The following is a 12707-nucleotide window of genomic DNA, read 5'->3' as shown; positions in this document are numbered from 1 at the left end:
TGCAGACGGGTGGGAATCGGACACGGTGGCTGTTATGACTCCATCGTGTCCGACGTCACCAACTCCTCGCCACCGCCGTTCGAAGCCGCGCTGGTTCGCGCCAGCGAGGAGCTCGGCTTCCCCAGCTATTACGTGTCCTGCGTGCGGCCGCTGCTGCGCAATCCCGAGGGCCGCTGGCCACGCTGCTGCGGTGGTGGATGCGAGCCGTGTGCGCAGACGCTCATCCAGGTCGCGCTGCGGACCCTGGAGCTGATGGGGACGCCGCGGCAGGCGCCGTTGCCGGACTGACGCGGGCTGCCGAACGCACACCGCCGAGGTGCAGGGCCTGTCACGCCAGGGGTTGCTCGAGGCGCGGGAGCGCTGCGTCCTGACGTGCGTCAGAAGAGCCGGGCGCCCAGGCCCAGCCGCACGCTGTAGCCCAGGCGCGTGTGGCTCTCGCCCGCGCGCTCCTGGAAGGACTCCACCCCGAGCTGGCCCGCGGCCAGCGCCGAGAGGTTGCTGCCCAGGTACACCTCCACGCCGCCGCCGCCCAGCGCCTGGATGCGCCGTGACTCGCCATTGGACAGGCCAATGTCCACCGGCACGTCCACCAGGCCCAGCACGGACACCGTGTCCGCCACGCGCCAGCCCGCCACCAGCCCCGGCGTGACACGCAGCAGCACGCCGGAGAAGTTCCGGTCATCCATGTACGTGGCGCCCGAGTTGAACACCACGCCCAGCCCCAGCGTGGGCGCCAGGGACAGCGCGCCCTGCTCCAGCACCTTGCGCCGCGCCGCCACCTCCAGCGCCGCGGACAGCTGGAACCACTGGAGCCGTCCGCGGGCCTCCAGCTCGAAGCCGGAGATTCCCTGCCGGAAGCCCACGCCCAGCTCCGGCGCGCCCACGAAGCCATAGAGCGCCGTGGCCCCGTCCGGCAGCGTCACCGGCGCCAGCACCGCGCCCAGCGGGTCCTCGCTCGAGCCTCGCAGCAACGCCGCTTCCGACTGGGTGCCATGCGTCGCAGCTGCATTGGAGGTGGGGACCGGCGCCTGCGCGGCGGACTCCAGGGACACCAGCAACAGGGCGGAGAGGAGGGGACCGAACCAGCCTGGGCGCATCATGCCGCACACCCTACTCCGCGACGTGGCGAGCGGAAACCCAACGATTCCAGGGGCTTGTATGCTCCTTGCGAATTTGTCCGGCTTGGCGCGAAGATTTCGGAATTCATGGCTACCGCGCTGCCACAACCTTCCAAGTGCGCCGGACCGGGTACCCCGGCCGAGATGGGGCTGCGTCGCCGTGCGTCACGCGGCAGGCCTCGGGTGTTGCTCGTGGACTCGGAGCCGGGCACGCAGGCGGCGCTGGCCGCGGCCCTGGCGGAGGCGGGCTTCGAGGTGCTGCTGGTGACGGGGGCGCTGGCCGCGCTGGAGGCGCTGGCGGAGGACGGTGTGGCGCCGCAGCTGGTCATCTCCGCGGTGGAGCTGCCGGACGGAGACGGCTTCAGCCTCTGCGGCCAGGTCCGCGCGGACACTCGCACCGCGCACCTGCCGGTGCTGCTGCTGTCACGGCGCGAGGAGGACTTCCACCGCGACCTCGCGGGAGGCGTGGGCGCGGACGACTACCTGGCCCTGCCTGTCGACGTGCGCGACGTGGTGGCGTTGGCCCTGCTCAAGGCGGGCCGGTGCACGGGTGACGCGGCCGTCGAGTCTCACACCGAGCGACTCCCGCTGCCGGACGTGGCGCGGGCGCTTCTGGCCGGCGTCCGCTCCGGCCGCGTGGTGATGACCGAGGGCCAGGGCTGGTTCGCCTTCCGGCACGGCCTGGTGGTGGACGCCGTCTTCCAGGGCGAGCGCGGCAGCCTGGCCTTCCGGCGCATGCTCTGCTTCGGCCGCGGCGAGTACGCGGTGATGCTCGGGCCCGAGCTGCACAAGGGCTCGTTCTCCATGGACCGGCCCTACCTGTGCGAGACGGTGCTGCAGGGCCTGGAGCGCTTCGACGCGCTGCGTGCCCGGGGCCTTCCGCTCGCGTCACGGCTGACGGTGGACTTCGCCCGGCTGGCGGAGGTGCTGTCGTCGCTGCCCGAGGACGTGGGCGAGGTGGTGCGGCTCTTCGACGGGCGCCGCACGCTGCGCGCCATGTTGCTGGAGTGTCCGTTCCCCGAGGCGGTCGCCTACGAGGCGTCGACGCGGCTGTTCGCGCTGGGCGTGCTGGTGCCGGCGTGTCTCGTGGAAGAGCGTGAGCGGGCGCGCTGCGGCGCGACGGTGCCCGGCTTCTTCGAGCCCGCGCCCTCCGTGGAGGCGGTGGCGGTGGACTCGGAGGGGGCCGACGTACCCAATCCTCGCGCGGAGTTCGGCGCCGAGCCTCTCACCCTGGTGGGGGGGACGCAGCCTCCCGTCATCCTCGACTTCCCCAAGAAGTCCCGGGTCGCACCGGGTGGCGTGGGGGGCCTCGACGGCGCTGTGCGGTCCGACGACGCGGGCGTTTGAAGGGTTTGACTCGGCGGCCCCCGGTGGGGGACAAGGCCCGGCGCGAGTGCTCCAACCGCTGGGCGCCCGCCGAGGCACACCCACCATGTCCGGTCACAATCGGTGGTCGAAGATCAAGCGCCAGAAGGCCGCGATGGGCGCGACCAAGGGCAGGCTGTACTCCAAGGTCATCAAGGAAATCACCGTCGCCGCGCGGCTCGGTGGTGGAGACCCGGCCGGTAATGCCCGCCTGCGCGTGGCGCTGGCCGCGGCCCGTGAGGCCAACATCCCCAAGGACACCATCGAGCGCGCCATCAAGAAGGGCACCGGCGAGCTGGAGGGGGAGAGCTACGAGGAGGTGACGTACGAGGGCTACGGCCCGGGCGGCGTCGCCATCCTGGTGGAGTGCCTCACCGACAACCGCAACCGGACCGCGGCCGACATGCGCTCCACGTTCAACGCCTACGGGGGCAACCTGGGCGCCGAGGGCGCGGTGGCCTGGATGTTCCAGAAGAAGGGCGTCATCAGCGTGAAATCCGGCCCCACCGAGGACGAGCTGATGGAGCGGGCCATCGAGGCGGGCGCGGAGGACGTCATCATGCTGGGGGACGAGGGCGCCGAGGTGCGCTGTGCGGCGGCGGACCTGCACACGGTGGCCAGCCGCCTCCAGGAGGCCGGTGTGCCGCTGGGACAGCAGCGGTGGGTGTTCTTCCCCCAGAACACCGTCGCGCTGGAAATGGACACCGCGAAGAAGCTCCTGAAGCTGCTGGACGCGCTCGAGGAGAACGACGACGTGCAGAACGTGCACGGGAACTACGAAATCGAAGACGCGATGCTGGAGTCGTTGTTGCAGTAGCGGCGGTCTGGAACGGAGTGGAACGTGCGCGTGCTTGGCGTTGACCCGGGAAGCCGGTTCATGGGCTTCGGGGTGGTGGAGGAGAAGCGGGGCCGGCTGGTGCACGTGGGCCACGGCGTCATCAAGGGCGACCCGACGCTGCCGCTGGCGGACCGCCTGAAGGACCTGCACGGCGCGCTGACGGCGGCCCTGGTGCGCTACCGGCCGGCAGCGGTGGCGGTGGAGGGCGTCTTCACCTTCCGGAACGCGCGCAGCGCCCTGGTGCTGGGCCACGCGCGCGGCGTCGCGCTGCTGGCCGCGGCGCAGGCGGGGCTGCCCGTCTTCGAGTACGCCCCGGCGAAGGTGAAGAAGGCGGTGGGCGCGGGCGGCGCGGACGGAAAGGACGCGGTGGCGCGGATGGTGCGCACGTTCCTGGAGCTGGAGGCGTCGGCGCTGGAGCGCGCGGACGCGAGTGATGCGCTGGCGGTGGCGCTGTGCCACCTCAACCATGGACGGGCCGCGGTGCCGGCGGCGGCCTCGACGGGCAAGAAGCGCAAGGGCGCGGCGTCGCTGCTTGCGGACCGGCTGGCGCCCGCGTACCGGCGCCCGGAGGCGAGATGATTTCGCGGTTGCGCGGGACGGTGCTGGAGAAGGACCTGGAGGACGCCACCATCGACGTGGGTGGCGTGGGCTACCGGGTGAACTTCTCCTCGTTGACGCTGGGGAAGCTGCCGGAAGAGGGGCAGCCGGTGGACGTGCGCGTGCGCACCGTGGTGCGCGAGGACGCCTTCGAGCTCTTCGGCTTCCTGTCGAAGGGCGAGGAGGAGGTGTTCCAGCTGCTCAACAGCGTGTCGCGCGTGGGGCCCCGGCTGGCGCTGATGGTGCTGTCCGGCATGGAGGTGCCCGAGCTGGTGGCGGCGCTGGCCCGGGGCGAGGTGGCCCGGCTGGCGAAGATTCACGGCGTGGGGAAGAAGACCGCCGAGCGCCTGGTGCTGGAGCTCAAGGACAAGGTGAAGACCATTCACCTGGAAGCGGTGTCGCGTGGCACGGCGCCGGCGGCGCCCAGTGGCGCGCGCTCGGACCTGGTGTCCGCGCTGCTCAACCTCGGCTACAAGCAGCCCCAGGCGGAGAAGGCCGCGGACCTTGCGGGCGAGCGCCTGGGGACGGACGCCACCTTCCAGGCGCTGTTCCGCGAGGCGCTCAAGGCGCTGCGCTCCGGAGGCTGAACCGCGCGACACTTCGGTGTGACGGCGCTGTGACTGCGAAATCCGGGGCGTCGCCTGGGCCGTACTGGCCTCTCTCCTGTTGAGAACTTGAAGGGGTCTGGGGTTGGACGGCCCCAGTGTCACCCTGTCGGCATCCGTCGTCAGGCGTCGCGTGATGGCGGACAGCAGACGCGATTTCCTACCTGGGGGCGGACGAGGGGCCTGCGACGTGAGTGACACTTTCCAGCTCCAGCGGCGAGGTCCGGCGCAACGCCGTAGACGAGGGTTGCATTCATGACGTCATGGCGTGCGATGCCGGTGTGGGCGGTGCTGATGTGTGGGGGCGTGGTGGGGTGCGAGCCCACACCGGAAGCGGGGGCGGGCCTGGAAGAGCTGCGCGATGCCCCGAGGTCGAAGGCGGCTGTCGACCTGGTGACAGAGGACGAGGAGGGGCTGTCGCCGTGGCTGCTGTCCCAGCCCTGGGCGGTGTGCAGTGACGTGGCGAGCCGGGTACAGGACATCCGCCCGGGGCCTTCGGGCTCGCAGCCGCAGGAGCTGGCCCGGGCGGACCGGGGGCTCGTCTTCAGCGCGGATGACGGCGTGAGCGGCCGGGAGCTGTGGGCGAGCACTGCGGGGACGCAGCGGACGGCGCGGCTGAAGGACTTGAAGCCGGGGGCTTCGGGCTCGCAGCCGAGGGACCTGACGCAGGTGGGGCCCTGGGTCTACTTCGTCGCGGACGACGGCATCCACGGCGCGGAGCTCTGGCGCACGGATGGCTCGGCGGCGGGCACGAAGCTGGTGCGGGACGTGCGGCCCGGGGCGGTGGGCTCGGCGCCGGAGTTCCTCACCGAGGTGGACGGTGCCCTCTACTTCACGGCGGATGACGGCCTGTCCGGCCGCGCGCTGTGGCGCAGCGATGGCACGGAGAAGGGCACGGCGTTGGTGTACGCGTTCCTGCCGGGTGCGGGCGCGCAGTCCCTGAGCCAGCTGACGGCGTGGGACAAGGGCCTGGCGCTGGTGTCCTCCGATGCCAGCGAGACGGTGCTGTGGTGGGTGGGGCCGCAGGGCGCGCCCAGGCGGCTCTTCTCCCGCGAGGGGGCCGGGGTGATTTTCGGACTGACGGCGGCGGGCCGGCACCTCTTCTTCCTTTTGGATCCGGGCACGGAGGTGGGCGAGCTGTGGGTGGCGCGCAAGGCCCCCGCGTCGGCGGAGCGGGTGCGCGTCTTCCCGGGCGACTACCCGTCGGACCTCACCGCGATGGACGACGTGCTGTACTTCCTGGCGGGGGCGAACGACTGGTACGGCAACCCGGGCGACATGATGCACGGTGGCGAGCTGTGGCGCAGCGACGGGAGCGCGGCCGGAACGGAGCTCGTCAGGGACCTGTGGCCCGGGCCGCAGGGCTCGATGCCCAAGGAGCTCGTCGTGATGGACGGCGTGCTGTACTTCTCCGCGGACGACGGGGCGCGTGGCCGTGAGCTGTGGCGCAGTGACGGCACGGCGCGGGGAACGGAGCTCGTGCGCGACCTCGAGCCGGGGCCGGTGGGGAGCGCCCCCATGGGGCTCGCGGCGGAGTCGGGCTGGCTGTTCTTCTCCGCCGAGACGGCGGGGCGCGGACGCGAGGTCTGGTACAGCGCGGGGCACCCGTGGGTGACGAGCCGGCTGCTGGACATCGCGCCAGCGGAGGCCTCGTCGAATCCGTTCGGGTTCGTCCGCGCCGGCTGGAACGTCTTCTTCGTCGCCTCGGATGGGGACCGGGATCAGGAGCTGTATGCGGTGCCCTTCCGTCCCTGGTGGCTGTGCTTCAGCAAGGACTGCTGAGCACGGGCTCCATGGGCGCTCGGGCTACGCCGCGCGCCGCGAGGCCGGCGTGGGGCGCACGTCCCCGAAGTTGGGCGCGGGCAGCACGACGGTGGGAGACAGGCCGGGTGCCATGACGTGCGCGGTGAGCTGCGACGACGGGTGGAAGTTGACGAACGCGCCGTCCACCGACGAGGTGCCCGCGAACAGCTTCTCCACCACCATGGAGGAATACTGGTCCAGGGAGTCCTCGCGCGTGTTGCCGTTGAGGACGACCTCCCAGCCCATGTGCTCGGCGAAGCGGCGCACGCCGGGGATGGCCGACTGCAGCGGCGTGTAGCTCTCGGTGGCCACGCCATTCTCGCTGGTGACGAAGACCTCGCGCGAGGTGGCCACCGCCAGGGACATGTTGCCCCGCGTGTGGCCCGGCGTGCTGAGGAGGGCCGCGCCCTGGCCCAGCCACACGTCGCCGTCCAGCAGCACCACGCGCTCGCGGGGGACGTCGGCGCCGCCGGGGACGAACCAGACCGCCTGCATGGGGTGCAGGTCCATCACCACCTCCCACTCGGCGCGCTGCACCAGCAGCCGGGCCCGGGGGAAGTAGGCGGGCATGCCGTCACCGCCCAGCCAGCCGCGCAGGTCCTGGATGTGGAGGTGGTCGAAGGCGAGGTAGTCCACGTCCGCGGGCGTCAGCCCCAGCGCGGCCAGGTGGCTCTGCACCGAGCCGTGCCGCGTGGACATCACCTTGTCGGAGACGAAGGCGCCGTAGCGCTCGCGCAGCGCGCGGTAGAAGGGGGCCGCCACGCCGCGCTCGTAGTCGGACGGGTTGAAGAGCAGCGTGCGCCGCGCGCCCTCCCGGTCCACGAACTGCACCACCTGCATCCGGTTCGTCAGCATGACGTACGGCGCGGGGGACAGCGCGGCGCCGCTGAAGGCGAACTGGGCGGGGTAGGGGAAGGTGACGAGGTCGCACGTGGCCACCGCGGCCACCGGGCCCTCCTTCACGAAGGCTTCGCGCGCGTCCAGCGCCGCCCGGCGGAGCTTCTGCAGCCGGAGCCCCGGGACGGGCTCGGCGCGCGCGCCGGCGAGCGAGGGGAGGGGGCGGAACACAGGGCTCATGTTCATGCGGTCACCGGGGGTGGACGAAGACCTGCTTCACGGGCTGGAATCTCGCACACGCCCGGAGCACTTCAATCGCCTCGGGGTGTCGGCGGAGGGAATGTGTTGGAAACGCTCGGTGAGGAGCCGCCTTCCCCTCCCTCTGCCCGCCTGGCTGGCGGGGCCGGCGGCTCCCGGAGGGGCTCGCCACCAGATGTGCGGCGACAGGCGCGCCCTTCCTGTATAGGGTCCGGATGGTCATGGCGAGGAAGTCCGACACACTCTCGGAAGAGGTCCTGCCCGAGGACGTCCGGCTCGAGGCCTCCCTGCGTCCGCGCTCGTTCGACGAGTACGTGGGGCAGGGGCCCGTCGTCGAAAAGCTCAGGGTATACGTGCAGGCCGCGCGCAGCCGTGGAGACGCGCTGGACCACTGCCTGTTCTCCGGCCCACCGGGCCTGGGCAAGACGTCGCTGGCGCACATCATCGCGAACGAGCTGGGCGTGGGCATCCACGTCACCAGCGGTCCCGCCCTGGAGCGCAAGGGCGACCTGGCCGGCCTGCTCACCAACCTCGACGCGCGGGACGTGCTCTTCATCGATGAAATCCACCGCCTCAACGCCGCCGTGGAGGAATACCTCTACCCGGCCATGGAGGACTTCCGGCTGGACATCACCATCGACACCGGGCCCGCCGCCCGGGCGATGAAGATTGATTTGCCGCCCTTCACCCTGATTGGCGCCACCACGCGCACCGGCCTGCTCACCTCGCCGCTGCGCGACCGCTTCCAGATTCAGGAGCGCCTGGAGTACTACGACGCCAAGGCACTGGAGAGCATCCTCCACCGCTCGGCGCGCATCCTCGGCATCCCCCTGGAGCGGGACGCCGCGCGCGAGGTGGCCAGCCGCTCGCGGGGGACGCCGCGCATCACCAACCGCCTGCTGCGCCGGCTGCGTGACTTCGCGGAGGTGGAGGGTGATGGCAGAATCACGCTGGAGCTGGCGAAGAAGTCGTTGGACAGGCTCGGGGTGGACGCCAGCGGCCTGGACGCCATGGACCGCAAGATTCTGCTGACCATCCTCGACAAGTTCGGCGGCGGCCCGGTGGGGGTGGAGACCATCGCCGCCAGCGTGGGCGAGCAGCGCGATACCATCGAGGACGTGTACGAGCCCTTCCTCATGCAGGAGGGCTTCCTCCAGCGCACGCCGCGGGGCCGGATGGCCACGCACCGCACCTACCAGTATTTCAAGAAGCAACCCCCGCCCACGCCGCAGGGCAGCCTCTTCTGAGATGCCATGAGCCAGGACACGCCTCCCGCCCCGCCCCGCGTCGCCCGTGACTTCTACGCCGACCTGATGCGCGCCTCCCAGACCTCGCGCGCCGGCTTCCTCGCCGAGCGCGAGCGCTGGCTGCGGGGTATTCCGGTGGAGGGGCGCGAGGAGCTGCTCTTCGAGTTCGAGATGCTGCTGCGCGCGGTGGAGCGCTACCTCAACCTCAACACGGTGGTGGACGCACGCGACCGGCCGCTCGTCACCCGGGACTTTCGCGAGGAGCTGGCGGACGTGCGCGACGCCATGGACCGCGTCATCCGCGTCGCGCGCCACCTGCAGGACCCGGACAGCGACCAGAAGATGGTCTTCCGCAAGTACGTGGAGACCCAGCTCGCGGACGACCGCGTCCGCCGCGCCCTCATCGAGGAGCAGCTGGACCAGGAGACGCCGCCCGAGAGCCTCTTCGTGCTGCGCGAGGCCTTCGACGCGCTGAAGAACCTGCTGGACCACCTGCTGAAGCTGCCGGCGGCGAACCTCGGCCTGTTCCAGGACGTGGGCAAGCTGTCCCTGCGGGAAATCGTCCTCAACCGCTACTTCCGCCCCTTCCGCCCCCTGGAGTTCCGCGTCGAGTACGACCGGCTCCGCTCGGTGCGGCTGCTGGACACGCTGGCCGCGCTCCCGGAGGAGCAGCGCACCGTCTTCGCCACCGCCTTCCTGGGCCTCTTCCGGCTGCTGCACTACCTGGCCTACGTGGACGCCGAGGAGCAGCCGCCCTTCTCCCGGCGCGTGCGCGTGCTGCTGGCGCTGGTGCGCAGCGAGGCCAACTCGCTCGCGTCGTGGATGCACGCGGAGCTGTCCCCGAAGGCCGGCTCCAAGGCCCTGCAGGCCGCCACCCTGCGCGCGGCGCGCGACATCGCCCGGGAGACGGAGCGCGTGGCCCGCGAGGTGCTGGTGAACCTGGACCGGGACGCGGAGGCCCCCCTGCGCGCCGCGACCGCCTTCACGACGGTGCTGCGCACCCAGGTGGTGGCGCTGGTGGAGGCGCTCGCGCCCAACGGGGGCCTGGCCGAAGGCGTCTTCGACGAGCTGATGAACCCCCAGGAGGCGGCGCTGCGCCTGCGCAAGGACCTGTGGGTGTACGCGCAGCTGTGCCGCGCCGCCGAGTCCCACCTGCGCGCGGAGGACGTCCCCGCCGCCGAGCGCGCGCTGGACGCCCTCAAGGGGTTCCTGGGCTACTTCCACGACGGCAGCTACCAGCTGCTGCGCTACGGCGACTACGACGCCTTCGACCGCTTCACCTCGCTGCTGGTGGAGCTGCCCTGGCCGCCGGAAGGGCCCGGCATCCGCGCCCGGCTCGGGGAGGACCTGCGCCGCTTCATCCAGACGCTGGAGTCCACCTTCCACGCCGTCAGCCGGCGAACCCTGCTCCAGGGCAGAGGGTTCGATCGCCAGGACGCAGAGGCCCTGCGGGACCGCTTCCTCTCCGCCCCGGGTCGCTGATACAGCGATGTCGCGTAACTACTGCACGGCCCGAGGGCCAGCCCTCTCGTGGGGGCAGCTTTCACGGCGCGTGTTTGCTTCGTTGACTTCCTTGCGCTATGGACGCGCCCGTGTTGCATGGAAGACACGGGTTGATGGGGGCGGGTTAGGGCGTGGGGGCGCCAAGGGCGGGGATGACAAATCCCCGACATCGGTGTCGCGGTTCAGGAGGGTTTCAGCAGCCCGCAAAAGGAGGAGGGGTGCCAGGCCGGAACCGGCACCCAGCACGACGCACGAAAAAGCCAAGCAATTCCCAAGGCTTGAAGCATGTTTGAGGCCCCTCGGAGTTGCTGGGAATGTCACGAGGTAGTGGCATGCTGCTTGCTCGATTCGCGCGTCGCATCAGACCACTGATGAACGATTCCGGCCCCTCCGGCGGGGCCTGGAGCGGAAGTCCCGCAGCACCGAGCAGCCACGAGGCGACACCCACAATGCGACCGTCCTCCTACAACCAGCGCACCCTCTCGAAGACCGCCTCACTGCAGGGCGTCGGCCTCCACTCGGGTGCCCGGGTGACGCTCACCCTGCGCCCGGCGCCCCCGGGCCACGGCATCGTCTTCGTGCGCACGGACCTCGCCCGTCCGCTGTGCATTCCCGCGCTGGCCGAGTACGTGGTGGACACGTCGCTGGCCACGACGCTGGGGCGTGACGGTGTTCGCGTGGGGACGGTGGAGCACCTGATGGCGGCGCTGGCCGGCATGGGTATCGACAACCTCCGGGTGGAGCTGGACGGTCCGGAAGTCCCCATCATGGACGGCAGCGCGGCGCCCTTCGCGGCGCTCATCCAGAGCGCGGGCGTGCGTGAGCAGGAGGCGCCCAAGGAGCTGCTGGTCATCCGCAAGGCCGTGTCCGTGGTGGACGGTGACAAGCAGGCCTCGCTCACGCCGGCGCGGCACTTCCGCATCAGCTGCACCATCGACTTCGAGCACCCCGTCATCCAGGGCCAGTCGTTCGACCTGGACTTCGGGGACCGTGACTTCGCGCGCGAGATTTCCCGGGCGCGCACCTTCGGCTTCCTGAAGGACGTGGAGAAGCTGAAGCAGCTGGGCCTGGCGCGTGGTGGTTCGCTGGAGAACGCCATCGTCGTGGACGAGGTGTCCATCCTCAACCCGGACGGCCTGCGCTTCCCGGACGAGTTCGTCCGCCACAAGATTCTCGACGCCATCGGCGACGTGTCGCTCTTCGGCCGTCCCGTCATCGGCCACATGACGGCGTACAAGACGGGTCACGCGCTCAACCACAAGCTGGTGCGCAAGGTGATGTCCGACCCGAGCTGCTATGAGATTGTCCCGGCCCGCCGCCGCGAGCTGGAGGGTATGGGACTGGGCTTCTCTGGACTGGCGGGCGCGCTGGACCTCGAGCCTCTGGTCGCCTGACTGCATTAACTTGCAGGTCCGGTAAGGCTCGGCTAAGTGGGCGGGCTATGCTCAACCGTCCCACCCGCGTCATCCTCGCCGCGCTCCTGGCGGCCACCTTCACCGCCGGCTGCAACAAGGAGAAGGCGCCGGCCACCGCTCCCGCGGCGCAGCCGGCGGCGGGTGAGCCCGCGCCCGACACCGTCGTCGCCACCTTCGGCGACGGGCAGAAGATTACCTACAAGGAACTCAACGAGCGCCTCCAGGAGCCGCTGGCCAACCTGGAGAAGCAGAAGTTCCAGCTCCTCAAGCGTGGCCTGGACGGCATGGTGACGGAGAAGCTGGTGGATGCCGAGGCGAAGAAGCGCGGCATGACCCAGGACCAGTACCTGAAGGCGGAGATCGACGACAAGGTCCCCGCGCCCACCGAGGAGCGCATCAAGGAAGTCTACGACGGCGCGGCGGGGCAGCTCCCGGAGGGCTCCACCTTCGAGCAGATGAAGCCGCAGATCGTGGAGTTCCTGACGCAGCAGCCGAAGCAGGAGCGCGCGCAGGCCCTCTTCGAGGAGCTGCGCAAGGCGGCCAACGTCCAGGTGACCCTGCCCGAGCCTCCGCGCCCGCCGGCCGTTCGCAAGCAGGTGGCCGCCACCGGCGCCGCCAAGGGTGGCCCGGAGAACGCGCCCGTCACCATCGTCGAGTTCAGCGACTTCCAGTGCCCGTTCTGCGGCCGCGCCAACCCGGTCCTGGCGCAGGTGCAGCAGGAGTACGGCGACAAGGTCCGCATCGTCTTCCGCCACTTCCCGCTGGACTTCCACAAGGAGGCGCCGAAGGCCTCCGAGGCCTCGCTGTGCGCGCAGGACCAGGGCAAGTTCTGGGAGATGCACGACCTGCTCTTCGCCAACCAGCAGGCGCTGGGCGTGGACAACCTGAAGAAGTACGCGGCCGACCTGAAGCTCGACACGGCGAAGTTCAACGCCTGCCTCGACTCGGGTGAGAAGGCCGCCATCGTCCAGAAGGACCTGGCGGACGGCAAGCAGGCGGGCGTGTCCGGCACCCCGGCCTTCTTCATCAACGGCATCCTGCTGTCCGGCGCGCAGCCCTTCGACGAGTTCAAGAGCATCATCGACGCGGAGCTGAACCCGAAGAAGTAGTCACCGTCGTTC

At 70.7% G+C, this 12707-nt stretch carries 12 protein-coding genes; 10 read left to right on the top strand and 2 right to left on the bottom strand.

Annotation, left to right across the window (positions count from 1 at the left end):
* Positions 1-45 precede the first annotated feature (45 nt).
* The gene (locus tag VZL07_RS01515; protein ID WP_426753528.1) at positions 46-288 is read left to right on the top strand and encodes a hypothetical protein; all 243 of its coding nucleotides are present in this window, start codon (positions 46-48) and stop codon (positions 286-288) included.
* A gap of 89 nt (positions 289-377) precedes the next feature.
* On the opposite strand, the gene VZL07_RS01510 is transcribed toward VZL07_RS01515, so the two are convergent.
* Complete coding sequence (locus VZL07_RS01510) at positions 378-1100, bottom strand: hypothetical protein (protein WP_426753527.1); 723 nt, start codon at positions 1098-1100, stop codon at positions 378-380.
* Positions 1101-1205: 105 nt separating this feature from the next.
* Between VZL07_RS01510 and VZL07_RS01505 the strand changes: the two genes are divergently transcribed.
* The 5 genes from VZL07_RS01505 (at position 1206) to VZL07_RS01485 (ending at position 6305) form a co-directional block, all read left to right on the top strand.
* Complete coding sequence (locus VZL07_RS01505) at positions 1206-2465, top strand: response regulator (protein WP_426753526.1); 1260 nt, start codon at positions 1206-1208, stop codon at positions 2463-2465.
* Between the two features lie 85 nt (positions 2466-2550).
* Positions 2551-3300: a YebC/PmpR family DNA-binding transcriptional regulator gene (locus VZL07_RS01500; protein WP_426753525.1), complete on the top strand. Its 750-nt coding sequence runs from the start codon at positions 2551-2553 to the stop codon at positions 3298-3300.
* Between the two features lie 24 nt (positions 3301-3324).
* Positions 3325-3900, top strand: a complete 576-nt coding sequence (gene ruvC, locus VZL07_RS01495) for a crossover junction endodeoxyribonuclease RuvC (RefSeq protein WP_426753524.1) — start codon at positions 3325-3327, stop codon at positions 3898-3900.
* Positions 3897-4505: a Holliday junction branch migration protein RuvA gene (ruvA, locus tag VZL07_RS01490; RefSeq protein WP_426753523.1), complete on the top strand. Its 609-nt coding sequence runs from the start codon at positions 3897-3899 to the stop codon at positions 4503-4505. The genes ruvC and ruvA overlap by 4 nt, the downstream gene beginning before the upstream one ends.
* 273 nt (positions 4506-4778) lie before the next feature.
* On the top strand, positions 4779-6305 hold the full coding sequence (locus VZL07_RS01485; protein ID WP_426753522.1) for an ELWxxDGT repeat protein: 1527 nt from the start codon (positions 4779-4781) through the stop codon (positions 6303-6305).
* 24 nt (positions 6306-6329) lie between these two features.
* On the opposite strand, the gene VZL07_RS01480 is transcribed toward VZL07_RS01485, so the two are convergent.
* On the bottom strand, positions 6330-7409 hold the full coding sequence (locus VZL07_RS01480; protein ID WP_426753521.1) for a hypothetical protein: 1080 nt from the start codon (positions 7407-7409) through the stop codon (positions 6330-6332).
* Positions 7410-7636: 227 nt separating this feature from the next.
* Between VZL07_RS01480 and ruvB the strand changes: the two genes are divergently transcribed.
* The 4 genes from ruvB (at position 7637) to VZL07_RS01460 (ending at position 12695) form a co-directional block, all read left to right on the top strand.
* Positions 7637-8668, top strand: a complete 1032-nt coding sequence (gene ruvB, locus VZL07_RS01475; RefSeq protein WP_426753520.1) for a Holliday junction branch migration DNA helicase RuvB — start codon at positions 7637-7639, stop codon at positions 8666-8668.
* A 6-nt stretch (positions 8669-8674) separates the two neighbouring features.
* Entirely contained in the window at positions 8675-10150 is a 1476-nt protein-coding gene (locus VZL07_RS01470) for a hypothetical protein (protein WP_426753519.1), read from the top strand.
* Positions 10151-10620: 470 nt separating this feature from the next.
* On the top strand, positions 10621-11565 hold the full coding sequence (lpxC, locus tag VZL07_RS01465; protein WP_426753518.1) for a UDP-3-O-acyl-N-acetylglucosamine deacetylase: 945 nt from the start codon (positions 10621-10623) through the stop codon (positions 11563-11565).
* 47 nt (positions 11566-11612) lie between these two features.
* Entirely contained in the window at positions 11613-12695 is a 1083-nt protein-coding gene (locus VZL07_RS01460; RefSeq protein WP_426753517.1) for a thioredoxin domain-containing protein, read from the top strand.
* Positions 12696-12707: the final 12 nt, after the last annotated feature.

This window comes from Pseudomyxococcus flavus (assembly GCF_050038885.1).
Taxonomy (GTDB): Bacteria; Myxococcota; Myxococcia; order Myxococcales; family Myxococcaceae; genus Myxococcus; species Myxococcus flavus.
Note: the sequence above shows the minus strand (reverse complement) of the source record. Positions and strands in the feature narration are given on the sequence as shown.